Raw genomic sequence first — 23,508 nt, forward strand, 5'->3', positions numbered from 1 at the left:
TTGTATGGCCTGGGTTCAGCGGCTGCGCAAGGCGCCAGTGGTGGCCGGGGAGGCATGCAGCCAACTGGCCAGCAGGCGGGTGGACAGGGGGATGAACAGGTACACCATCAGCGGCGTCAGGGCCAAGGTACTGAGCATTACCCGGGGCAGCATGCCCAGCGTCGCCAGCCAGGGGCCGAACAGCAGATTGAACGCCAGCGAGACCGGGAAAAATGCCAACCAGATGGCCACGGCCTGCTTCCAGCGCGGTGGTTTTTGCACCGTATTGGTGCCAAACCAGTCGTCGATACCACTGACGCGCGCCTCTTTGGGGCGCTCGAACAGCCCGTTGCCGCGCTGCAACCAGGCCCGGCGCGAGGCGGAATGCTCCCAGGCATGCAGGGTGGGTTCGTCGCTGAAGCGGAAAATGATCTGGAATTCGTCGCCATCGGCGGGCGGGGCGAGGATGCCGGAACCGAGGTAGCCGGGGAAGTCGGTGGCCAGCTGCTCGCCTTCATGCAGCCAGGCCAGCAGGTCCTGGTAGCGGCCATGGGCGGCGCGGCGCGACACCATCAAGGTGACGGGTGGGGTAGACATCGTGTATCTCCTGGCAACGGGGCTGGCGGGTAGCTGGCCCCTTTGGCTACGTGGCCCGGGGTGGTGGGCAACGCAGGTGTGCATGCAAGAATCGGGCGCGGATTATCGCGCCTGTGTGATCTTCGGCAAATGTCAGCCGGCAAACGGTTGCACCCTGCGATCGGTGTCGGCGTAGTAGAATGAGCGCCCAAATTCCGCACTCAGGGTACGCCGTGCAGATGAACGAACATGGACGTGATCCGCTGATCGAAGTGGCTCTTGAGCAGCAGGAGCTGTTTCCGATCCGCGAAGTTTCCCGACTGACGGGTGTCAACGCCGTGACCCTGCGTGCCTGGGAGCGCCGCTACGGGCTGATTCAGCCAACCCGCACCGACAGTGGCCACCGTCTTTATTCCCAAGCGGACATCGATGATATCCGCCGTATCCTCGGCTGGCTTGAGCGCGGCGTAGCGGTGAGCAAAGTGGGCAGCATCCTCGCTCGCGGCCATGCCCTTGCCGAGCAGGTCAGCGGGGCGACGGACGCCTGGTTGCGCTGGCAGCACCAGGCGCGTCAGGCCGTGCAGCGGTTTGACATGGCCGGCCTGGACCGGCTGTTCGACGAGGTGTTTGCTGCCAACACCCTGGACCAAGTGTTCGCCGAGGTGTTCATGCCGGTTTGGCACGACCTGGCGGCCGGGCAGGGCGTCTATGGGCAGGCCAGCGAGTGGCTGTTCCTTGACCAGTTCTTGCGTGGCCGGGTATTTGCCCGTTTGCAGCTCGCCCATGTGCCGCGTGGCCGCACAGTGCTGCTGGCAGCGTTGCCAGGGCAATGCCACGAACTGGAATTACTGGTGACCGGCCTGAGCCTGGGCAGCGACGAGATTGGCGTGACGCCCTTGGCAAGCGGGCAGCCGCTGCAGGAGCTGGCGCTGGTCTGCGAACGCCTGGAACCCGATGCTCTGGTGCTGTTTTCCCACCACCCACCCACGGCTGAACTCACCCGCCGACTGGTGCGCATGGCTGCGGTACTGGAATGCCCGTTGTTGCTGGCCGGCGAAGCTGCAGAAGTGGCACAGGACCACCTGGCAGGCAGCCAGATCGCCTGTCTGGGGGCGCAAGGTAGTGTGATGCGCCAGCGCTTGCGGCAGTTTCTGGCCGGTCAGCTCGATACTTGAGTGTGCAGTTCGGGGTGCGCCCGGCGATGGGCCTGGAGGATGTAGTCGCGCAGGCGGTCGATCTCTTCTGCCGGGCTCTGGCCCAGGTCGTAGGCTGCCAGGTCCGGGCCGATGCGCCGGCCCAGCACACCATGCAGTTCGATCGGGCTGATGTCGCCCGGTGCGAAGTTCAACTCGAAACGGGTGGGCGCTGTTGGCAAGCCGCGGATCTCAACCAGCACACCTTTGAACGAAATGTCGCGGACCCACAGGCCGCTTTGCTGCTCATGGCTGTCGAGCAACGGGCTGGGCGTATCCATCGGCAGCCGCCACGCGCGCAGCATGGGGCCGTCTTCGTAGATTTCCGGTGAACCCACTTGCAGATGCAAGGCGTGGAACTCGTCTTCCACCAACTGCAGCGGGAAGCTGATCTGCTGGTTGTTGAACTGGGCCTGCAAAGTCACTTGTTCGTTGGCCACCAGGCGGGTCAGCAAGCTCTGGATGCGACGGTCGCCATTGACCAGCAGGCTCGACATCGAGTCGGCCAGGTTCAACTGTGGCGAATGCTGCATGCTCTGGATGAAATCCAGCTCGTCCTGGGTCAGGAGCGCGTCTGCTTGCATGATCGAACTCGGTGGTGGCGATTTCTTCAACGGTATTGACCGTGCGTGGCGTACTTGGTTCAGGTGCGTTCGTCGGGTAGCAGGCTAGCGCGCAGCTCGGCCAGTTCGCGCTCCAGTGCGACCTGGCGGCTGACATCCTTTTGAATCCCGATGAAATAGGATCGCCGTTCACTTTCGAGCCTTACCGGTGTAATGGACAGCTCGTTCCAGAACGCGCTGCCATCCTTGCGGTAGTTGCGCAGCACTTCGCGACAGGGGCGGCCTTCGGCCAAGGCCCTGCGGATGCGGGCACGGCCAAGCTGGTCACGGTCGTCGGCCTGCAGGAAGCGGCAATCCTGGTAGAGGATTTCGTCGCGGCTATAGCCGGTCAGGCGTTCGAAGGCGGCGTTCACGTAGATCAGGATGGTGTCGTCGCCTTCCTGTTCGGCAACCACGATCCCGTCATTGGACGCATCGACCATCGATTGCAGCAATTGCGCGTTGATCATGTCTGGGCCATTGAGCAAAGAAAGGCTGAAGGCGGCGACTTTGGTAGAGGCGGCCTTTTGCCAGCGCTGAATGCTAGTATCCTACGTTTTCACTCAGTTTCGGAATCCTCTACCCGATGAAAGTCGCCATTATTTCCGGATCGGTCTATGGCACCGCCGAAGAAGTCGCCCGTCACGCCGAATCGCTGCTGAAGGCAGCAGGCCTGGAGGCCTGGCATGCGGCGCGTGCCACCTTGCAGGACCTTGAAGGTTTTGCCCCAGACGCCTTGCTGGCCGTGACCTCGACCACCGGCATGGGCGAGCTGCCGGACAACCTCATGCCGTTGTACAGCGCCATTCGTGACACCCTGCCTGCGGCCTGGCGTGGCCTGCCGGGTGCAGTGATTGCGCTGGGCGACGCCAGCTATGGCGATACCTACTGTGGTGGTGGCGAACAAATGCGCGAGCTGTTTGCCGAGCTGGGCGTGCGCGAAGTGCAGCCGATGCTGCGCCTGGATGCCAGCGAGACGGTGACCCCGGAAGCCGATGCCGAACCGTGGTTGGCGGAGCTGCTTCAAGCGTTGAAAGCCTGACGGGGCATGCTCGCGTGTCCTGGCCTCTTCGCGGGTAAACCCCACATGTAGGGCGCAGTTTTCCCAAACTGTGGTGTCCCTGTGGGAGCGGGTTCACCCGCGAAAGGGCCGGCACTGGCTCAATCATTAGCTACTGCCCGGCACCGGCCACTCGCGCAGCAACGCCAACCACGCCTGCGCCGCCCGTGACAGGTACGCCCCGCGCCGCCAGATAAAGGCAATATCCCACCGCAAATCCTGCGGCGAACGCAGCGGCAAACGCACCACCCCAGGGCGCTCAAGCGCTTTTGCCACCACCCGGGGCAGCAACACCACGCCTTGGCCCGCTGCCACCAGCGCTGCCAAAAAATCCGCCTGGCCACTGCGGCCGCCTTCCTTCGGGATAAACCCTTGCTGCTGGCACGCCTTCAGCAGCCGGTCATTGAGCACGAAGCTGCGCTGAAACAGCAGGAACGGCGTATCGGCCAGTTGCCCCAGGTCGACCCCGTCCAGGCCCGCCAAGGCATGGCCAGCCGGCAGCAGGGCATCCAGCGGTTCATTGCAAAACGGCTGGTAGTCGAACGTTTCGTCGCTAGGCGTCAGGCTGCCGCCCAGTTCCAGTTCGCCACTCTTCACCGCCTGCTCCACGTTACGGCTGCCACCTTCGAGCAACTGGATCGCGATGTTAGGGTGGCGCCGCCGATACTCGGCGAACAAACTGGCGAACAAGGCGTCACTGCCCAGCATCGGCAACCCCAGGCGCAGCTCGCCACGCTCCATCTGGCTTAGGTCGTCGAGTTCATTTAGCAGTGCCTGGCGTTGGCGTAGCAGGGCCTCGCCACGCTCCAGCACAATGCGCCCGGCAGCCGTCAGGTGCAGCTGCGAGGCCTGGCGCTCCAGGAGCGGCTGGCCCACATCTTGCTCCAGCTGTGCTACCTGCTTGCTCACCGCCGACTGGCTGATGTGCAGGGTTTGCGCCGCCTGGGTAAAACCGCCGCGTTGGACCACTTCGATAAAGCTGCGCAGTTGTTTGAATTCCATGCTCGGATTCCATTATGGAATGGCGACCAGTCTAACAATTCGCTTCTGGCCTAGGCAGCCGAATCTTAAAATGAGGGCTTGTCGAGGAATCCGCACCATGAAACCCGCGTTAATGAAAAAAGCCCTGCGCCTGCTTGTCGAGCTGGCGATCCTTTGTTCTTTGTTCCTGCTCGGCGGCCAGCTCGCCAGTTGGCTGGGCTGGCCGATCCCCGGTGGCGTGATGGGCCTGGCACTGTTGCTGATACTGTTCGCTTCGGGTGTGCTCAAGCCGGCCATGCTGCAATTGGGCGCTGGCTGGCTGATGGCCGAGATGCTGCTGTTTTTCATCCCGGCGCTGATGAGCCTGCTTGATTACGGTTCGCTCATCCGTGAAGAGGGCTGGCGCATTTTGCTGGTGATCGCCGTGAGCACGCTGATGGTGATGGTGGTGACTGCTTTGACCGTGGAGCTGGTGTGCCGCTGGAGTTTGCGCCATGAGCCTTGAACCCATGCCGCTGTTCTGGTTGGCCCTGACCCTGCTGGCGTATCTGGGCAGCCGCTGGCTGTACCGGCGCAGCAAGCGCTACCTGCTGTCGCCGTTGATCCTGGTGCCAGTGTTACTGCTGGCGGTGGCAGTGCCGCTGCATACAGCCTATGCCGAATATGCCCGCAACACCCACTGGTTGATGAGCGTGCTCGGCCCGGTGACCGTGGCCTTCGCGGTGCCGATCTGGCAGCAGCGGGCCATGCTGGCGCGCCATTGGCCGGCGCTGATGGTGGGCATGGTGGCGGGCAGCAGTGCCTCGATCGCCAGCTCATGGGGCCTTGCGCACCTGCTGGCGCTGGACAACGCAACCAGCCTGTCGCTGGTGCCGCGTTCGATCACCACGCCGTTTGCCATGCCCTTGGCCCATGACCTGGGTGGGGTGCCAGAGCTGACGGCGGTGTTCGTGATGTTCACCGGCGTGCTCGGCGCCATGTTCGGTGGCGTGCTGCTGCGCTGGTTGCCGCTGCGCACGCCGTTGGCACGGGGTGCGCTGTTCGGCGTTGGCGCGCATGGTGCCGGGGTCAGCCGGGCCCAGGAGGTAGGCCGCGAGGAAGGCTCGGTGGCCGGGCTGGTCATGGTCCTGACGGGGCTGTTGAACCTGTTCGCGGCACCGCTGCTGGCCATGCTGCTCTGACCGTTCGTGCCACTGACTCGCTCAGTCATCAAGCTGGCTGGCAACGCAAGTTTCAGCCCATGGCCTGCTGGCTAGACTCTGCCTCGACATAGAGAGCACATGTATGTGCCGAGGTGACATGCAATGACCGCAGCCTTGCCCTATTCCGCCAACACCAAATCACCGGGACCGTTCTGATGCCTATGGCCGAAATTCCATTGTGCGTCTGGCGTACCCGGGGACAGAGTTTCACTTTCCGGGGCCAGAGCATCCGCTACTGGACCGCAGGGCAAGGAGAGCCCCTGCTTCTGTTACACGGTTTCCCCACCGCCAGCTGGGATTGGCACTATTTGTGGGGGCCTTTGAGCCAACGCTTCAGGGTGATCGCTTGCGACATGCTGGGCTTTGGCGATTCGGCCAAGCCGGTCGATCACGCCTACAGCCTGATGGAGCAGGCGGACTTGCAGGAGGCTTTGCTTGGCCACCTGCAGGTCGACCAGCCGGTGCACCTGCTGGCCCACGACTACGGCGGCAGCGTCGCCCAGGAATTGCTGGCACGGCACCATGAACAGCGTGCCGAGGTTGCCAGCTGCGTTTTCCTCAACAGCGGGCTGTTCCCCGAAAGCTGCCGCATGCTGCTTATCCAGAAACTGCTACTCAGCCGGTTCGGCTGGCTGGTCGGGCGTTCGTTCGGGCGTGATGACCTGGTGCGCAACGTGACGCAGGTCTACGGCCCTTGCACCCACCCCAGCGAAAGTGCTCTGGATGATTTCTGGAGCCTGATTGCCGCCAACCGGGGGACGCGCATCCTGCACAAGCTGGTGGGCTATATGCCCGAGCGCAGATTGCACCGCGAGCGCTGGGTCGGGGCGATGCAGCGCTCAGGCGTGCCACTGCGCCTGATCAATGGCGTGGTCGACCCGCTTTCCGGCACGCACATGCTTGAGCGCTACCGGCAACTGGTGCCGGAACCGGACACCGTGCAGCTACCGGGCATTGGCCATTACCCGCACACTGAAGCGCCAGCCCAGGTGCTGCGCCACTACCTGGCCTTTCGTGAGCAGCCTGTGAGCTTCTATCCGCAGAAAGTGGCGTGGTCCTGACCGGGCCGCATCGCCCTGCGTTATTGCCAGGCATTCAGCCTGCGTGAGCTTTGTTGTCCGCCCGTTGCTTGCGGCGGACACTCGGCTTACCTGAACCTGCCTGGAGCCATGAGCATGAGCGAGCCTGTCCGTCTGCAAGATCGCGTGGTGATTGTCACCGGAGCCGGCGGTGGCCTCGGCCGTGCCCATGCGCTGCTGTTCGCCGCACGTGGCGCCAAGGTGGTGGTGAACGACCTCGGCGGCTCTACCCACGGTGAAGGTGCCAGCGCCTCGGCCGCCGACCGGGTGGTGGAAGAGATCCGCGCCGCCGGTGGCATCGCCATCGCCAACCACGATTCGGTCAGCCAGGGTGCACGTATCGTCGAGCAGGCCCTGGACAGCTTCGGCCGGGTCGACGTGCTGGTAAACAATGCAGGTATCCTGCGTGACAAGACCTTCCACAAGATGGACGACAGCGACTGGGAGCAGGTCTACCAGGTGCACGTTGAAGGGGCCTACAAAGTCACCCGCGCGGCCTGGCCCCACCTGCGTGAGCAGAACTGGGGGCGAGTGATCTTCACCGCTTCTACCTCTGGCATTTACGGCAATTTCGGCCAAGCCAACTACGGCATGGCCAAGCTGGGCTTGTACGGGCTGACCCGCACCCTGGCGATCGAAGGGCGCAAGCACGGTATCCTGGTCAACGCCATCGCCCCCACCGGTGGCACGCGCATGACCGAAGGTCTGATCCCGCCCCAGGTATTCGAGCGGCTCAAGCCCGAGTTGGTCAGCCCGCTGGTGGTGTACCTGGGCAGCGAGCAGTGCCAGGGCACCGGTGAGCTGTTCGAAGTAGGCGGCGGCTGGGTGGGCAAGGTGCGTTGGGAGCGCAGCCTGGGGGTGGGCTTCGATCCGCGCGAAGGCTTTACCCCGGAGCAGGTGGCCGAGAACTGGGCACGGATCGGTGACTTTGAGCGGGCAGTGCATCCGCAGGACAGTTTGCAGGCGCTGCAGCAGATGATGGCGAACCTGCAGAAGTACCCGCTGTAGAGAGCTTGCAGGGTACTTTGTGGGAGCGGCCTTGCGTCGCGATTGGGCCGCAGAGCGGCCCCAGGATATCAGCCGCACTGCATAAATTGCCGGGGCTGCTTTGCAGCCCGATCGCGACACAAGGCCGCTCCCACAGGGGCCGCGTCAGCCAGTCGAGAGCGCATGTTGTTCAGGGCAAAAAAAAGGCCGCTGCAAGCCGCAGCGGCCAATCGAGACGTCAGATCAAGGAGCTTCAAAATCTACGTCGGTGAACCTCGCCGGCATGAAAGGCGGGGGGAGAGCCCTTCATGCCGGCCAGTGAGTAAAGAATAAGCGCTTGATCCGGTAGGAAAAATAGCGGCTTATGACATTCACCTTTACGTATCGGGCAATAGTGCCGCCGGCGTTCAGGCAGCAGGCGAATAGCCCATCCGCCAGCTGGTTTCCCGCGCTGCCGCCAGCAGCCGTTGCGCCGCCGGACCGTGCTCGTCGGCATGGAAGATCGATGTCGGCCCGACCACGGTCATTACGGCAGCAATCTGCCCCAAGGCGTTGAACACCGGCGCCGACAGCGCATCCACGCCCGGCATCAGCAGCCCGTGCACATGGTGCAGGCCGCGTTCGCGGATGCCCGCCAGTACTGCCTGGTAATCGTCTGCACGCTGCTGCAGGGCAGCCAGTTCCCGATCACGCAACTCCAGGGTCTCGCGCTCAGGCAGGTAGGCAGCGAACACCAGGCCTGTGGACGAAGTGAGCAGCGGCAGCACCGAGCCCATCTGCGTGACCACAGTCACTGCCCGCACCGCGGGTTCAATGCTGACCACGGTGGCGCCCTGGTTGCCCCACACCGCGATGAAGCAGCTCTCGTTCAGTTCGTCGCGCAGTTGCGACAGCGGCAGTGCGGCAATTTTCAATACATCAATGCTGCCCAGCGCCGCCAGCCCCACCCGCAGTGCCTCGCGGCCCAGGCCGTAATGGTTGGTGGCTGCATCCTGCTCGGCAAAGCCGCTGGCAATCAGTGCCTGCAGGTAGCGGTGCACCTTGCTCGCCGGCATCTGCACATGTTCTGACAGGCGTGACAGCGAGGTGGAAGGGGAGAGCTCGGCAAGGGCTTTGAGGATGTCTGTACCAACCTCCGCCGAGCGAACTTTCTGCTTGCCGTTGTCGGCGGAGGAGCTGGCTTTGGTCATGGACATCTGCTTCCGGATTCGTCGAGTCGCGCCTTTATAGCTTGACGCCATGCGCGTAGCAAATTACGTTATTCGTAATCTGATTACGATAAAAACAATGCAGACGCGCTGTCACCCGCATCGGGCCAGCAGCCAGCTGCCCGCAATGGCTCGACCAGAGCCCGGAGGCATCGATGAATCGCGACACATCACCCGACCTTCACTACCTCAGCGGCTTCGGCAATGAGTTTGCCAGCGAAGCGCTGCCAGGTGCCCTGCCGGTCGGGCAGAACTCGCCGCAGAAGGCACCCTACGGGCTGTATGCCGAGCTGCTCTCGGGCACCGCGTTTACCATGGCCCGCAGCGAGCTGCGCCGTACCTGGTTGTATCGTATTCGCCCGTCTGCATTGCACCCGCGTTTCGAGCGCCTGGCACGCCAGCCGCTGAGCGGGCCGCTGGGGGCCATCAACCCCAACCGCCTGCGCTGGAGCCCCCAGCCGATGCCTGCCGAGCCGACCGACTTCATCGAAGGCTGGCTGCCCATGGTGGCCAACGCCAGCGCGGAGAAACCGGCCGGCGTGAGCATCTACATCTACCGCGCCAACCGTTCCATGGAGCGGGTGTTCTTCAACGCCGATGGTGAACTGCTGCTGGTGCCCGAACAGGGCCGCCTGCGCATTGCCACCGAACTGGGTGTGCTGGAGGTCGAGCCGCTGGAAATTGCAGTGATCCCTCGTGGCATGAAGTTCCGCGTCGAACTGCTCGACGGCCAGGCCCGTGGCTATATCGCCGAAAACCACGGTGCACCGCTGCGTCTTCCGGAGCTGGGCCCGATCGGCAGCAACGGCCTGGCCAACCCGCGCGACTTCCTTGCCCCGGTGGCGCACTACGAAGAGGCCGAAGGGCCGGTGCAACTGGTGCAGAAGTTTCTCGGCGAACACTGGGGCTGCGAACTGCAGCACTCGCCGCTGGATGTGGTTGCCTGGCACGGCAGCAACGTGCCGTACAAATACGACCTGCGCCGCTTCAACACCATTGGTACGGTCAGCTTCGACCACCCGGACCCGTCGATCTTCACCGTGCTGACTTCGCCGACCAGCGTGCACGGCCTGGCCAACATGGACTTCGTGATCTTCCCGCCACGCTGGATGGTGGCCGAGAACACCTTCCGTCCACCATGGTTCCACCGCAACCTGATGAACGAGTTCATGGGCTTGATCAGCGGTGCCTACGATGCCAAGGCCGAGGGCTTCCTGCCCGGTGGCGCGTCGTTGCACGGCGTGATGAGCGCCCATGGCCCCGACGCCGAAACCTGCGAAAAAGCCATTGCCGCCGACCTGGCGCCGCACAAGATCGACAACACCATGGCCTTCATGTTCGAGACCAGCCAAGTGCTGCGCCCGAGCCAGCAAGCCCTTGAATGCCCGCAATTGCAGGCCGACTACGACAGTTGCTGGGCCACCTTGCCGAGCACCTTCAACCCGAACCGGAGATAACCCATGAACCACACTGCCAATGCCCGTAGCTGGGTCGAGCATGCCAACGGGCACAGCGATTTCCCGCTGCAGAACCTGCCATTGGGTATCTTCAGCCGGCCGGGTGAAGCCAGGCGCTGTGGCGTGGCCATCGGCGACGCGATCCTTGACCTGGAGGCGGTGCTGGCCGCCGGCCTGTTCGACGGCGCCGCCAAGGCCGCCGTCGAAGCCACCCGTGGTGGGGCGTTGAACGCATTCTTTGCGCTGGGCCGCAGCGCCCGTGTCGCCCTGCGTGAGCGCTTGCAGGTGCTGCTTGGCGAACACAGCGAACACCAGGCTGCGCTGCAGGCCGCGCTGTACCCGGCCAGCGCCTGCCAGTTGCATGTACCCGCGCAGATCGGTGACTACACCGACTTCTACGTGGGCATCGAGCACGCCAAGAACGTGGGCAAGCTGTTCCGCCCCGACAACCCGTTGCTGCCCAACTACAAGTACGTACCGATCGGTTATCACGGTCGCGCCTCGACCATCCGCCCGTCCGGCACCGACGTGCGCCGGCCCAAGGGCCAGACCTTGCCGGCCGGGCACACCGAGCCGAGCTTTGGCCCTTGCGCGCGGCTGGACTACGAACTGGAGCTGGGCATCTGGATTGGCCAGGGCAATGACATGGGCCAGGCGATCCCGGTCGGCGACGCCGCCGAGCACGTGGCCGGCCTGTGCCTGCTCAACGACTGGTCGGCGCGTGATATCCAGGCCTGGGAATATCAGCCATTGGGGCCGTTCCTGTCCAAAAGCTTCATTACCACGATCTCGCCCTGGGTGGTCACTGCCGAAGCGCTGGAGCCCTTCCGCTGCGCCCAGCCTGCACGCCCGGAAAGCGACCCGCAGCCGCTGTCATACCTTTTGGACAAGCGCGACCAGGCCGCCGGTGCATACGATATCGAACTTGAAGTGCTGCTGCTGACCGAGCGCATGCGCGAGCAGGGCGTTGCCCCGCACCGCCTGACCCTGAGCAACACCCGCAGCATGTACTGGACCGTTGCCCAGCTGGTGGCGCACCACAGCGTCAATGGCTGCCAGTTGCAGTCGGGCGACCTGTTCGGTTCGGGCACCTTGTCGGGCGCTACGCCGGGTTCGTACGGCAGCCTGCTGGAAATCACCGAAGGCGGCAAGCTGCCGATTGAACTGGCCAGCGGCGAGGTACGCAAGTTCCTCGAAGACGGCGACGAAATCATCCTGCGTGCCCGCTGCACGCGTGACGGCGTGGCCAGCATCGGGTTTGGCGAATGCCGTGGCACGGTTATCGCAGCCAACTGAGGAGGCAGGGGCATGGAGCTGTACACCTATTACCGTTCCACCTCGTCCTACCGGGTGCGCATTGCCCTGGCCCTGAAGGGGCTGGCTTACCAGTCCCTGCCGGTCAACCTGCTGCAGGGCGAGCAGCGCGGTGCGGGCTATGTCGCCGTCAACCCGCAGGGCCGCGTGCCGGCCTTGCGCACCGATGGCGGCGATTTGCTGGTGCAGTCGCCAGCGATCATCGAGTACCTGGAAGAGGTTTATCCACAGCCTGCGCTGCTGCCAGCCACGGCCGAAGCGCGTGCCAAGGTACGTGGCGTGGCGGCAATCATCGGCTGCGACATTCATCCGCTGCATAACGTCAGCGTACTCAACCGGCTGCGCCAGGCGGGCCAGGACGAGGGCCAGGTCAACCAGTGGATCAGCCACTGGATCAGCCAGGGGTTGGCGGCAGTAGAGCAACTGGTTGGTGACCACGGTTACTGTTTCGGTGACCAACCCGGGCTGGCGGATGTTTACCTGATCCCCCAGCTGTATGCCGCCGAACGCTTCAACGTCGACCTCGACAGCTTCCCGCGCATCCTTCGGGTTGCCGCACTGGCAGCTGGGCACCCGGCGTTCGCCAAAGCCCACCCTGCCCAGCAGCCCGACAGCCCGGCTCAGTGAAGCGAACGGTTCGCCGTCGGAAGCTTGCCGATACGTTCGGACAGCTTCAGGCGCTGGACCGGGTCTTCCGTCAGCAGTAACGCATGCTCCAGGTCGAAGCGCTCGGCCTGTGGGCAGTCCAGGTGCTGGTACAGCGAGGCGCGGGTCACGTAGTCGCTGACTTGCACCGGGCCCAGTTGCATGATCCGCTCGGCATCGATCAAGGCCGCCAGGTGGTTATCGTTGCTGATGTGCAACTGGCGCAGGTTGCGTGACAGGCGTTGCAGCATCTGCAGCGGGCTGGCACTGCGCAGGTGTTCTGCCGTCAGCGCAACCTGCGGGCCGAACTGGCGGGCCAGCAGCTCACGGCAATCATTGGGGTACAGGCGTCGGCCACCACAGGGGTCTAGCAGGTGGTCGGCACCCGGCACACGCAGCAGGAAATGGCCAGGGAAGCCCACGCCCTCCAGCGGGATGGACAAGCGCCGGGCCAGCTCCAGGGTAAGGATGGCCAGGGTCAGCGGCTGGCCACGGCGGCGTTGCAGCACCTTGTCCATCAGTGCAGCCTGCGGGCGCAGCGGGTGGTACTCATCCTGCTGAAAGCCAAGGGCATTGAGTTGGCGCAGCAGTGGTTGGGCCAGTTCGCACAGTGGCAGCATCGGCAGGTTGGCGCTGATCTCACGCTGCAGGTCATGCAGAATGGCAAGGCTGTCTGTGGGCTCGACGCTGCGGTCGTGCTCGGCGGCAATCCACAAGGCGGCTTCCAGCAGGGCGACAGGCTCGCGTTCCAGGCAGGCCAGGCAGGCTTGACGTGGCTTCATTGGGTATCTCCACACACGCTTGAGTATTAGCCGTGGCGGGCGGTTTCGTCCAGTGGTCCGGCGACCACCCCGGCTTCGGGCCGGTGCCTATACTGGAAGGAGCACCTCGTGGGGAGCCTGTCGATGTTCGCACTGATGCAAAGCACCCGTACCCAGTCACTGCACCTGTTCAATGACCCACCTACGGGCCTGAAAGCGGTTGTAGCGATCCACAGCGAGCAGTTGGGCCCAGCCATGGGCGGTTGCCGCTACCTGCCCTACGCCGATGATGAAAGCGCCATGACGGATGCCATTCGCCTGGCCCAGGGCATGAGCTACAAGGCGGCGTTGGCGGGCCTGCCGCTGGGTGGCGGCAAGGCGGTGATCATGCGCAACCCGCATGTGGAGAACCGCGCCGCGCTGTTCGAGGCGTTTGGCCGTTTCATCGATACCTTGCATGGGCGTTTCATCATCGCCGTAGACAGCGGCACCTCGACCCTGGATATGGACTGCATCGCCCAGAGTACCCCCCACGTAACCAGCACCACGGCCTCGGGTGACCCCTCGCCGCATGCGGCAATGGGGGTATTCGCTGGCATTCGCGCCACCACCTCGTTCCGGCTGGGCAGCGATGACCTCAGAGGCTTGCGGGTGGCGGTGCAGGGGTTGGGTAATGTCGGTTATGCGCTGGCGGAACAACTGCATGCGGTGGGGGCGGAGCTGCTGGTCAGCGACCTGGACCCAGGTCGGGTGCGGCTGGCGATGGAGCAGTTCGATGCCAAACCGGTGACCAACGATGCATTGATCAGCACCCCTTGCGATATCTTCGCACCCTGCGGTGTGGGGCCGGTATTGAACGGGCAGAGCGTGATGCAGCTGCGCTGTGCGGCAGTGGCGGGGGCGGCGAACAACCAGCTGACTACCTTGCAGGTGGCAGACCAGCTGGAATCACGCGGGATACTGTATGCGCCAGACTACGTGATCAATGCCGGTGGGCTGATCTATGTGGCGCTGACCCACCGTGGCGAGGACCTGGGCACCATTACCGCGCACCTGGCGCGCATTCCTTCACGGCTCACCGAAGTGTTTGGCCATGCGCAGGCGGAAAAGCGTTCGCCGGCGCGGGTGGCGCAGATGTTGGCGGAGCGGCTGTTGTATGGCTGAAGGTTGATACTGGCTTTGCTGGCCTCTTCGCGGGCTTGCCCGCTCCCACAGGTATTGCACAAGCCTCGAAGGCAGTGGGGCCCTGTGGGAGCATGCGCCGCCGATGTCACTCGGCTGCGCCACCTTCCAGCAACTCGGCCAACGCATCCGGCTGGCTCTTGAACGCCCGGGCGAACACATCGCGGTTCTTGGCCATGTAGATACCGGCTTCTTCAACCTGCTGCTCGGTCAGCGACGGCACCGCCTTGTGCAGCACTTCGGCCAGGCGCTCGGCCAGTTCGAGCATCTTGTCGTGACGGTCTGCTTCGGCCTTATCCATAAACAAGCGCTCCGGGTCGCGGCTGCTGCGGTACACCACTTCGACGGCCATTCATCACCTCTATGCCTTTTTGCTGGTTGCGTTGCGATTTACTGTATTTATATACAGTAATGGCAATGTTGGTTGGTTCGCAAGCAGAAATTGTAGCGTTCCCATGGGGCAGCACAGGTTGCAAGGCAGATGCAGAACCTGTGGGAGCGGGTTCACCCGCGAAAGGGCCGGCCCAGGCGACCCGTCTTCTTGCCACGCCCCGACGTGCCTTGCGGCAATCGGTCGCCTTCCAAGACAGGGGCCTGGCCCTTTAACTGCATGGCACAAGCGTCACACCGGTGACGCATCATCCTTACAAGACGTATCGGGGAATGGAACATCGTGAACATCAAATGGGCAGAAAAACTGCGCAAGGGCCTGCACGGCTCGGCCGACTCGCTGGGCAACCTGTGTGTCGAGGCGTTCCATTACCTGGCGCTGTTCGGCATCGGCGCAATCACCGCCTATGCGGCGGTGGTCACCTTCCTGGACATGCTCGGCAAGGGCGGGATCAGTGTCGATGACATCCTGCTGCTGTTCATCTACCTGGAGCTGGGGGCGATGGTCGGCATCTACTTCAAGACCAACCACATGCCGATCCGCTTCCTGCTGTACGTGGCCATCACCGCACTCACCCGCCTGCTGATCGGCGATGTTTCGCACCACAAGGCACCGGACGAAGGCCTGCTGTACCTGTGTGGGGGCATCCTGCTGCTGGCGTTTTCGATCCTGGTGGTGCGCTACGCTTCGTACCGCTACCCCTCGACCAAGGTGCTGGACGCCAACGGCAAGACCGTGGAGGAGGGCAAGTAGCCCTCAGTTGGCAACGAAATGGCGCGGCTCGTGGCGGGCGTCACGGGTCAGCGCGGCCAGCACTTGCATGGGGTTCTGGCTGAGTTCGATGGCGAGGCCCAGGCGGATGCTGTCGATCACCCGTTGCAGGCGCACCGGGTCGTTGCGCTGGGCCTGGGTGATGAGGCGCTTGGCGACTACGCCGGCGTCGTCGGACAGGGTGAGCATGATGCTGCCGTCGAGGTTGGCAATGCTCAGGTTGACCCGGTATTCGGGGGCGAAGGCAGCACTGATTCGGTCGAAAGGGTTATTCATGCCTGAGGGCCTGCAAAGATTGTCTGCTGAAGTTGACCGGCCCCTGTCAGGTTGGTTCCTGGTGGGCAATTAGCCATTATCGTAACTACACTCCTTGAATCGCAGCCGCGACGCATGGCCAATGGCCGGCAAAGGAGTGCCCGTGGTTCCCTCATCTGCTGCCCGTCAGCGTGGTGCAATCGGCCTAATGGCGGTGGTTACCCTGGGCCTTGCCCTGCTGTTCATGCTGGTGGTGATTGACAGCGGCCGCCTGTTTCTTGAACAGCGCAAGCTGCAGCGCATTGCCGACATGTCGGCGCTGGAGGCGGCAGGCCAGTTTGCCGTGTGCACCGGCAGCGGGCCACAGGCGACCGCGATTGCCCGGGCCGCCGCCACACGCAACGGCCATGCGGCCAGCAACCCGCTGACGGCCAGTTGCGGGTACTTGCAGACTGGCGCCAACAGCTTGCGAACCTTCACCAGTGACAACACTCGCAATGAAGCCATACGGGTGGATGTAAGCAATACAGTGCCCACCAGTTTTGCTGCGGGGGTGTACACCTTGGCGCAGGGCAATGGCGTGCCGTTGACCACGACCTTGCACGCGCATGCCGTGGCATCGTCGCCTCTGCCGCCGCAGGCGATGTTGAGTATTCGTACCACGCTGGCGACCGTCGACTCGCGGCAGTCGGTTTTGCTCAACGCTCTTCTCGGCGCCCTGGGTGGTAAGGTTCAGCTTGATGTGGCCGGCTGGCAAGGCATCGCCAGTACCCAGCTCAATCTGCTTAGCTACCTTGACCAACTCGCCATCGATCTCAAGCTCAAGGCGGGCGACTACCAGCAACTGCTCACTGCCGATGCCACCGCTACCCAGTTGCTGCAAGCGGCGGTAAAAGTACTGCAGCAGAGTGGTGCGGCGGCAGATGTGGTGACCAACCTGGGCAAGGTGGCACTGGGCGCCAGCAACAGCACGTTATTGCAACTGGGGGACTTGCTCGATATTCAGAACGGCACAGCGCAGGCCGGGCTGGATGCCAGCATTCAATTGCTGCAACTGGTGCAGGGGGTAATCCCGCTGGCGGTCAGCGAAAGTGCGGCAACGGTGGATTTGCCAATCAGCGTGCTGGGGCTGGTCAATGGTCGGGTACGGTTGAAAGTGATCGAGCCGCAGCAGATTTCTGCGGTGGGAAACCCGCGTACCGATGAGCTGCGGGTGCATACCGCACAGGTGCGGGCGATGATTTCGCTGGATTTGCCTTTGCTCAACTCGGTGCTTGGGTTGCTCAATGCCGTGTTGGATCTCGTCGGGCCGATCACCAATGTGCTTAACAATCTGCTCAGCCTGAACCTCGCCAGTACATTGCAATCGGTGCTATGCCTGGTCGGCGTGCCGTGTACGGTCACCGATATAATCCTGGTCCCGGACAAGCTGTCGCTGGACATCGGCCTTGAAGTGGCAGAAGCGACGACGCGGCTCAACCCGTTATCGCCTGAAACGTTCAGTTGCTCACCCAAACGTTTGACGACTCAGACTCAGAGTTCAGCCGCCAAGATTGCGGTGGGGCGTTTTGAGTCCGTGGACGCGTTCTTTACCAGTGGTACCACCGTTGTCAAAGCGTTGCCTTTGGTCGACATCGGGACCAAACGCTGCACCCGGCTGCTCATACTGCCTGCGATCTGTGATGCACGTAGCCCCTTCGCTGGTGGCGGCCTGGGCCTGCGCGTCAACAGCAAGGTGCTGGGCAGCGGAGCGGTCGAACGCCCGCTGGTGTTCCAGGCCCCCAACAGCACACCGCCGAACATCGGCCTTCCCTCGGTGTACCAGAGCATGCAAACCGCCAACAACAACGTAGTCGGCAGCCTCACCGATACCTTGCAAGGCATACAGCTGGAAGCCTACAAACCCACTGCAAACAGCGGCCTCGGTGAAGTACTGGTAATCGTCGGCAACGTCCTTGGCGGCGTCAAAGGCATCGTCGAACCCTTGATCAAGAATCTGCTCAGCCCGTTGCTGGACCCCTTGGTCAACGTGTTGCTCAAGGTCCTCGGCATCGACCTGGTCAACGCCGAAGTCGGGGCCAACCTCAGTTGCTCCGGCGGCCGTGCTCAGCTGGCGCTGTAGACGGGCAACCAAACCTGGAAGCACGCACCTTCGTTGCGGTTGTGCGCTTCGAGCCGGCCGCCCATGGCTTCGACGATACTGTGGCTGACCGACAAGCCCAAGCCGGTGCCCGCTCCGGCGGCCTTGGTGGTGAAGAACGGTTCGAAGATGCGTTCGAGCAGGCGTGGGTCGATACCGCCGCCGTTGTCTTCCACCAACAGGCACAGCTGCCCGTCCTCGACGCGCTGGCTCACGCTGATCCGCGGCTTGGCAACCCTCCGTTCGAGCAACGCATCCCGGGCGTTGACCAGCAAGTTGATCAGCACCTGCTCGAGCTGGTCCTCATGGCCCAGTACTTCCGGGCACAGGTCTGGCTCTTCAACAAGCAAGGCCACGCCTTTGCCGCTCAACCCCTCAGCCAGCAACCCCAGCGCACCTTGCACCGCCACCCAGGCGGCGAACACCTGCTGTTCTACCTCGGACCGGCGCCCATAGGTGCGCAGATGCTCGACCAGGCGCGCAATGCGTTCGACCTGGGCATCGATCCGCTGCAGCTTGCCCGCCACATACTCGGCATCGACCACGCCACTTTCCAGGCGTTTGAGGGTATTGACCAGCGCAAGGCGCATGGTCGCCAGCGGCTGGTTGATTTCATGCACGAAGCCCGTTGCCAATTCGCCCAGCGTGGCCATCTTGGCCCCTTGCAGCAGTTGCTGCTGGCTGTGGCGTACCGCTGTGTTATCGCGCCCCACCGCCTGCACTTCCTGCAACTGACCGTGCTCATCGAACAGGCCACGCTCGGCCCACACCCACCAGGCTGTTCTGCGTCCGGGCAATTGCAGGCAGATTTCGGCACTGGCCAACGGCTGCGCCGGCGTCAACATAGACAGGCGCTGGAGAAAGGCCGCCCGTTGGCTGTCGGACAGCCACTGACCAAGGTTCATGCCCGTCAATTGTTGCGGCGCGCATTCCAGCTGTTCGGCAAGCGGGTGGTTGCCAAACAGCAGCTCGAGGTCTGGGCGATAGCGGCAGATCATGGCTGGCGAGTCCTCTACCAGCACCCGGTAACGCTCCTCGCTCTGGCGCACACGTTCGGCCGCCTCGGTCAATTCGCTGACGTCGAGCCACAGCCCGACAGCCTCCACAGGCTGGCCCAGGTCGTCACGCAGCAGGCGGGCTTCGTCCAGTATCCAGTGGTAACCGCCAAGGTGATCGCGCAGGCGATAGCGGCAGCGTACCTGGCCATCGCGCAGCAGCGTACGGGTGCGTTCGAGCCACGTCGGGTGGTCGTCGGGATGCACGGCCTGAGCAGGGTGGCGCGCCAGTTCACTGTCTTTGGGCCAGCCCAGCAGCGGCATCAGGCTGGCGCTGAAAAATTCACTGTGCAGTGCACCTTCGGCATAGCGCTGGACGTAAATCACTGCGGGCGAGCTGGCGATCAGGTTTTCGAGCCGGGCGCGCGCGGCCCCGGCCTGTAGTTCCTGGGCTTTCAGCGCGCTGATATCGAGCACAAACCCCTGAACCTGACGGCCTTGCAGCTGGCCTGCCCACTGTAGCCAGCGCGGGCTTGCCAGGCGGTTGGCTGGCAGCAGGCGCAGGTTCAGGTTCAACGCAATGCCTGCGCGCAGTTGTTCCAATGCCATGCGTGCGGCTTCGCGATCGGCCGGGTGTATCCGGCCTAGCCATTGCTCTGCGGTGGCTTCGGCCGGTAAACCCAGGCGCAAGGCCAGGGCCGGGTCGAATTGCAGCGGCCCCTGCAGGGGCCATGACCACCAGCCGGCCCCCAATTGCTGTTGCAGTTCATCCAGGTGGCGTGAACGTTGCCGCAACTGGTGCTGGCGCAGGCGACTGAGCAGGGGTTCGATCAGCGCTTGCAGCAGGGCCGCAACCGTTTCGCTAGCAGGCGGCCGCTGTGCCCCTGCGCACAGCAACCAGGCCTGCACGGTATGGCCGTGCAAATAGGGCACGGCCAGTAATGGCAAGCCGGCACACGATGACTGCAACAGCGGGTTTCCGGCAGCCACTTCTCGGCCGCGTGGCGGTAGCGTTTGTAGCCAGGGGCGCAACCGCTCGTCATCGGCCCAGGGCCAGTCGTTGTCGCTGCTGGTGTAGGTGTACCAGCCGCCATCGCCCAGTAGCATCAGACGCAGAGAGCCCGCCTGCCAGTGCTCAGCCAGGTGCTTCAGTTGATCGGTGGCTGTCACCATCAGGCGGTCTTCGTCGCAGTCACGCAGGGCGCGGCCAAGCGCGGCTGCCAGTGCCTGTTGCGTCAGGCGATGGCCTTGTTGCTCGTGCTCGCCCAGCAGGTCGCCGATATCGAACAACTGCAGCAGCCAGCCATCTGCCTGGCGCTGGAGCCAGCCGCGGGTGTGCAGGGCAGGGCCGTGCACGGTCGCGAAGTCGAGGTCCAGCGGTTGCCCCTGCCAGTCGGCAGGGGGGCCTTCAAGCACCAGCCAGCTGTGCCGTTGCAGGTAGTCATGCACACGGGGGGCGCTGTGCGAACTCGCAGGGAGCACCGTGCGCAGTGGGCCAGCAAGGCGCAGCACGTGTCCTTGGTCATCCAGCCAAAGCTGCAGCCCCACCGCTTGCGGGGCCGTCGCTGCCTGCTCGGTGGTCTGGCCGCCCAGCCAGCGCTCGAACAACCCGCTCACAGCTGCAAGCTCGCTTCGGCCCGCAGGCGGTCGGGCAGGCGCGGTACTTCACCGATCAGTGGCAGTACCAGCATCGGCAGCACGTTGGTCAGTTTCGTTTTGGGGTAATTGATGGTCACGGTCAGCAATTTGTTGGCGCCCAGGGTTACCTGCGCGTCACTGGCGGGCTGGAAGTTGAACGCGGAGGGCATCCACTGTAATTGTTGGCTGATGACCTGATGGGCCAGGGTTTGCACATCGGTGCTGTAGCTGGCGCTGTTCGGGTCCAGGGCCACGCAACGGCGCACGGCTTCGGCGCTGGCCTGGTTGAATGACTGCAGCATCAGCATCGGCAAGGTGTAACTGACCAGGCCGTAGAACACCGCGAAAAAGATCATGAATACGGCCGCGAACTCAATGGCCGCTGCGCCGTTTTGCCGTTTTGCCGGGCCTGCTTTCATGATTGCGTCTACCCTGACCATGAATCCTGAGTAACAGCATAGAACCGATCGACGAACAGGGATGGCCATTTGCCTATGCATAGCCTTGCAGTGCTTGTCTGGCTTGTGTTGTGCGCGGGGCAGGATGCCTGGGAACGGCAGATTTCCAATGTCCTGACGCTGGGTGCTGCCGCCTGTGCGCTGGCCTGGTTGCTGGCCACCGGGCACAGTTGGCTCGGTGCCCCGGGCAGCGATGCCGCGCTGGCTTTCGTCATCGTGCTGCTGCTGACGCTGCCCGGCTATATGCTGGGCCAATTCGGGGCTGGCGACGTCAAGCTGCTCGGCGCACTGGCCCTGGCCAGCAGCCTGGCCCACGTACTCGGCACTTTTATGGGTGCCGGTGTGGCACTGGTTGTGTGGCAAATGGTACGGCGCAGGGCACGCCAGCCGGGGGAGAAAAGGCCGTTTGCGCCCTGCTTGCTGGCCGGTTTTGCCGTTTCGCTTGCCTGGCTTGAGTATCGCGTCGCCTGTTAGATCGAGCGCCGCCCGCGCGGCGCATCGCGACGCAAGGCCGCTCCCACATTCGTTTCGGGCCAATCCCGCTTGTGCCATTGGCGCGCGACCCCTTGTGTGTTCCATTCGCTATCGAAGGTTGCGTCGCCGCTTCTCTGCCATCTCCAGCCGTGCACCCAGGGAGCGCGCGCCGATGGCGCAGGAATAACTGGCCCGAAACAGATGTGGGAGCGGCCTTGCGTCGCGATGCGCCGCGCGGGCGGCGCTCGATCTAACAGGCGACGCAAAAATACCCGCGAACTAATTATTGCGCTCTGCCATCTTGGTCCAGCGGTAGAAGTCGGGGATTTCATACTTGTAGGTATCCAGCCAGCGCTGCATGGACTGGTCACGCTCCCGCGCGGTTTGCACCTGCAGGCGCCTGGATGCCTGCTCGCCGCTGGACTGCACGCGCAACAGCCGTTCGGTGGCCGTTTCGTCCGCAGCGGCATGGGGCGGGTATTGCTCGGCCATCAAAGTCGCGCTGCCTACGCAGCAGGCCAGTAGCATCACGTACCTGATCATGATCACCTCCGTGTATCAATTGACCATCATGTCCGGGGCCCTGGCCGATGCGATCGGGCCTCGGCCGCCGGCCTTGATCTTGCTGGCGCGTGCCTGGGCTTCGGCAAATTGCCCCGCTTTGAGCTGCAGCCGGCCTACCAGGTCAGTGGCCTGCTGCCAGTTGTCCTGCACCAGCGCCAAGGTCACCAGGTTGACCGCAGGCAGCGGGTTGTCGTCTTTCAGTTCGATGGCCGTCAGCAACTCGAAGCGCGCCTGCTCATAGCGCCCCAGGTTCATCAGCACCACGCCAAGGTCGTTGCGCACTCGCTCATCGGTAGGCGCGAGCCTTACTGCCCGCTGGAGGTTCTGCAGGGCCTGGACGTCGTCGCCCCGGGCCGAGGCCAATTGGCCAAGGCCATGTTCGCCTTCGGCGGCCAGGCAACCGCCCAGCAGGCTGCGGTACAAAGGTTCGGCCTCGCTGAGGCCAAGCAGCCGTGACACCTTGGCCTTGCGCAGGCGAACCTGTTCGAAGGTGTCCGGCAGTTGCTGCAGGTGGGCCAGGCTGGCGTGTGGGCGCCCGTCGTTGAGCATTTCGTCTGCCAGGTTCAATGACAGTTGCTGGTCGGCGTCAGGCTTGCTGCAACTGGCGGTGGCGAACAACTGGCGCAGCCCTTCCGGCTGTTGCCCGGCGCATCCGGTCAGCAACACCAGGCTTGCGCACAACAGGATTGTCTTCATCATTCAGTCCTCATGGGCTCAACGCCCGCGCCAATGCAGAAAAGCCTGGCCCGGCAAGGACAATGAGCAAGGCCGGAAACAGGAACACCATCATCACTGCCGACATCTTTGCCGACATCATCGATACCCGTTCTTGCAGGCGGGTCAGGCGACGGTCGTCGAGCAGCGCCTTCAGTGCCTGCAGCGACTTCATCGCGCCGCTGCCTTGTGCCAGCAATTGGCGCAGGATCACGCAGGTATCGGTGAACTCATCCACAGCCAGCAGCTGGGCGACTTTTTCCAGCTCCGGGCCCAGCGCCATGCCTGAATCCACCCGTTGCAGCACCTGGCGCAACTCTGCGCTGATGTGCGGGATCAGCGTTCGGCCTTCCTGGCTCAGCACACGCAGTGCCTGCTCGACGGCCAGGCCGGTCTCGAAAAGAATCCGCAGCAAGGGGATCATCAGGCTGACTTCTTCGGCGATGCGCTGCTGGCGACGTGCCGCAGCCACGGCCAGCAGGCGCTTGGGCAGCAGGTAACCGACGCCCAGCGCGCACAATGGCCAGACCACCCAGCCGGCTGCCGCGCTGCCCTTGAACCCCTGTTGCAACAGCAGTGTCAGCATCACGGCCAACAGCGGCAGGCCTAGCTGAACAGCGGCAAACAGGGCGCGCTGGCGGCTGCGGCGCCAGCCGATACGTTCGAGCAGGGCCTGGCTTTCGCCGTCGAATCTTTGCAAGCGCTGCCCCCACGCGCTGCTGCCCAGCCAGTGCAGCCAGTCGCCCAGGCGTTCGTCGCGGGTTAGTCGCCCCTGCAGGCGTCGGGTCACCAGTACCCGCGCTCGCCATTGGCGAATGACCTGCAGGCCAAACAGGCTGGCGGCAATGAACAGGCACAGGGCGCAGATCAGCAAGGCCATGG

At 63.6% G+C, this 23,508-nt stretch carries 26 protein-coding genes; 13 read left to right on the forward strand and 13 right to left on the reverse strand.

The genetic code is table 11. The annotated features are described in order from the left end of the window. Nucleotides 1-15: 15 nt before the first annotated feature. Entirely contained in the window at nucleotides 16-576 is a 561-nt protein-coding gene (locus tag LU684_RS21675; protein ID WP_060517413.1) for a hypothetical protein, read from the reverse strand. 218 nt (nucleotides 577-794) lie between these two features. On the opposite strand from LU684_RS21675, the gene LU684_RS21680 reads away from it, so the two are divergent. Continuing rightward, a complete protein-coding gene (locus tag LU684_RS21680) occupies nucleotides 795-1,730 on the forward strand; it encodes a MerR family transcriptional regulator (protein WP_016489079.1) in 936 nt (311 codons plus the stop codon). Here the strand turns inward: LU684_RS21680 and LU684_RS21685 are convergent. Both LU684_RS21685 and LU684_RS21690 read right to left on the reverse strand, forming a co-directional pair. Next, nucleotides 1,715-2,332: a PilZ domain-containing protein gene (locus tag LU684_RS21685; protein ID WP_023047711.1), complete on the reverse strand. Its 618-nt coding sequence runs from the start codon at nucleotides 2,330-2,332 to the stop codon at nucleotides 1,715-1,717. The genes LU684_RS21680 and LU684_RS21685 overlap by 16 nt on opposite strands. Before the next feature lie 59 nt (nucleotides 2,333-2,391). Then, nucleotides 2,392-2,820: a PAS domain S-box protein gene (locus LU684_RS21690; protein WP_060517415.1), complete on the reverse strand. Its 429-nt coding sequence runs from the start codon at nucleotides 2,818-2,820 to the stop codon at nucleotides 2,392-2,394. Between the two features lie 116 nt (nucleotides 2,821-2,936). Here LU684_RS21690 and LU684_RS21695 point away from each other — a divergent pair, with 116 nt between their 5' ends. Further along, nucleotides 2,937-3,392: a flavodoxin gene (locus LU684_RS21695; protein WP_016489076.1), complete on the forward strand. Its 456-nt coding sequence runs from the start codon at nucleotides 2,937-2,939 to the stop codon at nucleotides 3,390-3,392. Nucleotides 3,393-3,518: 126 nt separating this feature from the next. Here LU684_RS21695 and LU684_RS21700 read toward each other — a convergent pair whose 3' ends face one another. Then, nucleotides 3,519-4,412, reverse strand: a complete 894-nt coding sequence (locus LU684_RS21700) for a LysR family transcriptional regulator (RefSeq protein WP_016489075.1) — start codon at nucleotides 4,410-4,412, stop codon at nucleotides 3,519-3,521. 97 nt (nucleotides 4,413-4,509) lie between these two features. Here LU684_RS21700 and LU684_RS21705 point away from each other — a divergent pair, with 97 nt between their 5' ends. The 4 genes from LU684_RS21705 (at nucleotide 4,510) to LU684_RS21720 (ending at nucleotide 7,680) form a co-directional block, all read left to right on the forward strand. Next, nucleotides 4,510-4,896, forward strand: a complete 387-nt coding sequence (locus tag LU684_RS21705) for a CidA/LrgA family protein (RefSeq protein ID WP_016489074.1) — start codon at nucleotides 4,510-4,512, stop codon at nucleotides 4,894-4,896. Continuing rightward, on the forward strand, nucleotides 4,886-5,572 hold the full coding sequence (locus tag LU684_RS21710; protein ID WP_016489073.1) for an LrgB family protein: 687 nt from the start codon (nucleotides 4,886-4,888) through the stop codon (nucleotides 5,570-5,572). Before LU684_RS21705 ends, LU684_RS21710 begins: the two co-directional genes overlap by 11 nt. A gap of 176 nt (nucleotides 5,573-5,748) precedes the next feature. Then, the gene (locus LU684_RS21715; RefSeq protein ID WP_016489072.1) at nucleotides 5,749-6,654 is read left to right on the forward strand and encodes an alpha/beta fold hydrolase; all 906 of its coding nucleotides are present in this window, start codon (nucleotides 5,749-5,751) and stop codon (nucleotides 6,652-6,654) included. Nucleotides 6,655-6,768: 114 nt separating this feature from the next. Next, nucleotides 6,769-7,680: an SDR family oxidoreductase gene (locus tag LU684_RS21720; RefSeq protein WP_060517420.1), complete on the forward strand. Its 912-nt coding sequence runs from the start codon at nucleotides 6,769-6,771 to the stop codon at nucleotides 7,678-7,680. A 386-nt stretch (nucleotides 7,681-8,066) separates the two neighbouring features. On the opposite strand, the gene LU684_RS21725 is transcribed toward LU684_RS21720, so the two are convergent. Then, a complete protein-coding gene (locus LU684_RS21725; protein WP_016489070.1) occupies nucleotides 8,067-8,849 on the reverse strand; it encodes an IclR family transcriptional regulator in 783 nt (260 codons plus the stop codon). A 173-nt stretch (nucleotides 8,850-9,022) separates the two neighbouring features. On the opposite strand from LU684_RS21725, the gene hmgA reads away from it, so the two are divergent. Genes hmgA through maiA form a run of 3 tightly spaced genes read left to right on the forward strand, consistent with a single transcriptional unit; the run spans nucleotide 9,023 to nucleotide 12,265 of the window. Then, nucleotides 9,023-10,324, forward strand: coding sequence for a homogentisate 1,2-dioxygenase (gene hmgA, locus LU684_RS21730; RefSeq protein WP_016489069.1), 1,302 nt, complete (start codon nucleotides 9,023-9,025; stop codon nucleotides 10,322-10,324). A gap of 3 nt (nucleotides 10,325-10,327) precedes the next feature. Beyond that, nucleotides 10,328-11,620, forward strand: a complete 1,293-nt coding sequence (gene fahA / locus LU684_RS21735; protein WP_232895007.1) for a fumarylacetoacetase — start codon at nucleotides 10,328-10,330, stop codon at nucleotides 11,618-11,620. 12 nt (nucleotides 11,621-11,632) lie between these two features. Next, a complete protein-coding gene (gene maiA, locus LU684_RS21740) occupies nucleotides 11,633-12,265 on the forward strand; it encodes a maleylacetoacetate isomerase (RefSeq protein ID WP_016489067.1) in 633 nt (210 codons plus the stop codon). On the opposite strand, the gene LU684_RS21745 is transcribed toward maiA, so the two are convergent. Next, complete coding sequence (locus LU684_RS21745; protein WP_016489066.1) at nucleotides 12,259-13,065, reverse strand: SirB1 family protein; 807 nt, start codon at nucleotides 13,063-13,065, stop codon at nucleotides 12,259-12,261. The two genes, maiA and LU684_RS21745, sit on opposite strands and share 7 nt — an antisense overlap. Nucleotides 13,066-13,188: 123 nt before the next feature. Here LU684_RS21745 and LU684_RS21750 point away from each other — a divergent pair, with 123 nt between their 5' ends. Next, the gene (locus tag LU684_RS21750) at nucleotides 13,189-14,208 is read left to right on the forward strand and encodes a Leu/Phe/Val dehydrogenase (protein ID WP_016489065.1); all 1,020 of its coding nucleotides are present in this window, start codon (nucleotides 13,189-13,191) and stop codon (nucleotides 14,206-14,208) included. Nucleotides 14,209-14,314: 106 nt separating this feature from the next. Here the strand turns inward: LU684_RS21750 and LU684_RS21755 are convergent, their stop codons facing one another. Continuing rightward, nucleotides 14,315-14,578, reverse strand: coding sequence for a YebG family protein (locus LU684_RS21755; RefSeq protein WP_016489064.1), 264 nt, complete (start codon nucleotides 14,576-14,578; stop codon nucleotides 14,315-14,317). Nucleotides 14,579-14,899: 321 nt separating this feature from the next. Between LU684_RS21755 and LU684_RS21760 the strand changes: the two genes are divergently transcribed. After that, complete coding sequence (locus tag LU684_RS21760; RefSeq protein ID WP_023048378.1) at nucleotides 14,900-15,370, forward strand: phosphate-starvation-inducible protein PsiE; 471 nt, start codon at nucleotides 14,900-14,902, stop codon at nucleotides 15,368-15,370. 3 nt (nucleotides 15,371-15,373) lie between these two features. On the opposite strand, the gene LU684_RS21765 is transcribed toward LU684_RS21760, so the two are convergent. Further along, entirely contained in the window at nucleotides 15,374-15,664 is a 291-nt protein-coding gene (locus LU684_RS21765) for a DUF3509 domain-containing protein (RefSeq protein ID WP_016489056.1), read from the reverse strand. Nucleotides 15,665-15,806: 142 nt separating this feature from the next. On the opposite strand from LU684_RS21765, the gene LU684_RS21770 reads away from it, so the two are divergent. Continuing rightward, the gene (locus tag LU684_RS21770; RefSeq protein WP_232895008.1) at nucleotides 15,807-17,765 is read left to right on the forward strand and encodes a TadG family pilus assembly protein; all 1,959 of its coding nucleotides are present in this window, start codon (nucleotides 15,807-15,809) and stop codon (nucleotides 17,763-17,765) included. Here the strand turns inward: LU684_RS21770 and LU684_RS21775 are convergent. Continuing rightward, nucleotides 17,750-20,395 (reverse strand): ATP-binding protein, encoded by a 2,646-nt coding sequence (locus tag LU684_RS21775; RefSeq protein ID WP_016489054.1) that lies wholly within the window; start codon nucleotides 20,393-20,395, stop codon nucleotides 17,750-17,752. The two genes, LU684_RS21770 and LU684_RS21775, sit on opposite strands and share 16 nt — an antisense overlap. Next, a complete protein-coding gene (locus tag LU684_RS21780) occupies nucleotides 20,392-20,835 on the reverse strand; it encodes a TadE/TadG family type IV pilus assembly protein (protein ID WP_016489053.1) in 444 nt (147 codons plus the stop codon). The genes LU684_RS21775 and LU684_RS21780 overlap by 4 nt, the downstream gene beginning before the upstream one ends. Nucleotides 20,836-20,910: 75 nt before the next feature. On the opposite strand from LU684_RS21780, the gene LU684_RS21785 reads away from it, so the two are divergent. Then, nucleotides 20,911-21,348, forward strand: coding sequence for a prepilin peptidase (locus LU684_RS21785; protein WP_016489052.1), 438 nt, complete (start codon nucleotides 20,911-20,913; stop codon nucleotides 21,346-21,348). Between the two features lie 279 nt (nucleotides 21,349-21,627). Here the strand turns inward: LU684_RS21785 and LU684_RS21790 are convergent, their stop codons facing one another. From LU684_RS21790 to LU684_RS21800, 3 genes are read right to left on the reverse strand one after another with little or no spacing between them, the layout of a single operon-like run. Beyond that, nucleotides 21,628-21,891 carry a DUF3613 domain-containing protein gene (locus LU684_RS21790; RefSeq protein ID WP_145913686.1) on the reverse strand — a complete coding sequence of 88 codons (264 nt, stop codon included), beginning with the start codon at nucleotides 21,889-21,891 and terminating at the stop codon, nucleotides 21,628-21,630. A gap of 15 nt (nucleotides 21,892-21,906) precedes the next feature. After that, nucleotides 21,907-22,608 carry a tetratricopeptide repeat protein gene (locus tag LU684_RS21795; protein ID WP_024717469.1) on the reverse strand — a complete coding sequence of 234 codons (702 nt, stop codon included), beginning with the start codon at nucleotides 22,606-22,608 and terminating at the stop codon, nucleotides 21,907-21,909. Nucleotides 22,609-22,618: 10 nt separating this feature from the next. After that, complete coding sequence (locus LU684_RS21800) at nucleotides 22,619-23,506, reverse strand: type II secretion system F family protein (RefSeq protein WP_016489049.1); 888 nt, start codon at nucleotides 23,504-23,506, stop codon at nucleotides 22,619-22,621. Nucleotides 23,507-23,508: the final 2 nt, after the last annotated feature.

Source organism: Pseudomonas sp. NMI542_15, assembly GCF_021283425.1.
Lineage (GTDB): Bacteria > Pseudomonadota > Gammaproteobacteria > Pseudomonadales > Pseudomonadaceae > Aquipseudomonas > Aquipseudomonas fortuita.

Bases quoted from the DNA above. Each gene is read 5' to 3' on its own strand.
- hmgA (WP_016489069.1), top strand. From the start codon at position 9,023: ATGAATCGCGACACATCACCCGACCTTCACTACCTCAGCGGCTTCGGC.
- LU684_RS21680 (WP_016489079.1), top strand. From the start codon at position 795: ATGAACGAACATGGACGTGATCCGCTGATCGAAGTGGCTCTTGAGCAG.
- LU684_RS21800 (WP_016489049.1), bottom strand. From the start codon at position 23,506: ATGGCCTTGCTGATCTGCGCCCTGTGCCTGTTCATTGCCGCCAGCCTG.
- LU684_RS21710 (WP_016489073.1), top strand. From the start codon at position 4,886: ATGAGCCTTGAACCCATGCCGCTGTTCTGGTTGGCCCTGACCCTGCTG.
- LU684_RS21745 (WP_016489066.1), bottom strand. From the start codon at position 13,065: ATGAAGCCACGTCAAGCCTGCCTGGCCTGCCTGGAACGCGAGCCTGTC.
- LU684_RS21685 (WP_023047711.1), bottom strand. From the start codon at position 2,332: ATGCAAGCAGACGCGCTCCTGACCCAGGACGAGCTGGATTTCATCCAG.
- LU684_RS21755 (WP_016489064.1), bottom strand. From the start codon at position 14,578: ATGGCCGTCGAAGTGGTGTACCGCAGCAGCCGCGACCCGGAGCGCTTG.
- LU684_RS21795 (WP_024717469.1), bottom strand. From the start codon at position 22,608: ATGAAGACAATCCTGTTGTGCGCAAGCCTGGTGTTGCTGACCGGATGC.
- LU684_RS21705 (WP_016489074.1), top strand. From the start codon at position 4,510: ATGAAACCCGCGTTAATGAAAAAAGCCCTGCGCCTGCTTGTCGAGCTG.
- LU684_RS21790 (WP_145913686.1), bottom strand. From the start codon at position 21,891: ATGATCAGGTACGTGATGCTACTGGCCTGCTGCGTAGGCAGCGCGACT.
- fahA (WP_232895007.1), top strand. From the start codon at position 10,328: ATGAACCACACTGCCAATGCCCGTAGCTGGGTCGAGCATGCCAACGGG.
- LU684_RS21695 (WP_016489076.1), top strand. From the start codon at position 2,937: ATGAAAGTCGCCATTATTTCCGGATCGGTCTATGGCACCGCCGAAGAA.
- LU684_RS21765 (WP_016489056.1), bottom strand. From the start codon at position 15,664: ATGAATAACCCTTTCGACCGAATCAGTGCTGCCTTCGCCCCCGAATAC.
- LU684_RS21750 (WP_016489065.1), top strand. From the start codon at position 13,189: ATGTTCGCACTGATGCAAAGCACCCGTACCCAGTCACTGCACCTGTTC.
- LU684_RS21715 (WP_016489072.1), top strand. From the start codon at position 5,749: ATGCCTATGGCCGAAATTCCATTGTGCGTCTGGCGTACCCGGGGACAG.
- LU684_RS21725 (WP_016489070.1), bottom strand. From the start codon at position 8,849: ATGACCAAAGCCAGCTCCTCCGCCGACAACGGCAAGCAGAAAGTTCGC.
- LU684_RS21690 (WP_060517415.1), bottom strand. From the start codon at position 2,820: ATGATCAACGCGCAATTGCTGCAATCGATGGTCGATGCGTCCAATGAC.
- LU684_RS21780 (WP_016489053.1), bottom strand. From the start codon at position 20,835: ATGAAAGCAGGCCCGGCAAAACGGCAAAACGGCGCAGCGGCCATTGAG.
- LU684_RS21785 (WP_016489052.1), top strand. From the start codon at position 20,911: ATGCATAGCCTTGCAGTGCTTGTCTGGCTTGTGTTGTGCGCGGGGCAG.
- LU684_RS21675 (WP_060517413.1), bottom strand. From the start codon at position 576: ATGTCTACCCCACCCGTCACCTTGATGGTGTCGCGCCGCGCCGCCCAT.
- maiA (WP_016489067.1), top strand. From the start codon at position 11,633: ATGGAGCTGTACACCTATTACCGTTCCACCTCGTCCTACCGGGTGCGC.
- LU684_RS21700 (WP_016489075.1), bottom strand. From the start codon at position 4,412: ATGGAATTCAAACAACTGCGCAGCTTTATCGAAGTGGTCCAACGCGGC.
- LU684_RS21720 (WP_060517420.1), top strand. From the start codon at position 6,769: ATGAGCGAGCCTGTCCGTCTGCAAGATCGCGTGGTGATTGTCACCGGA.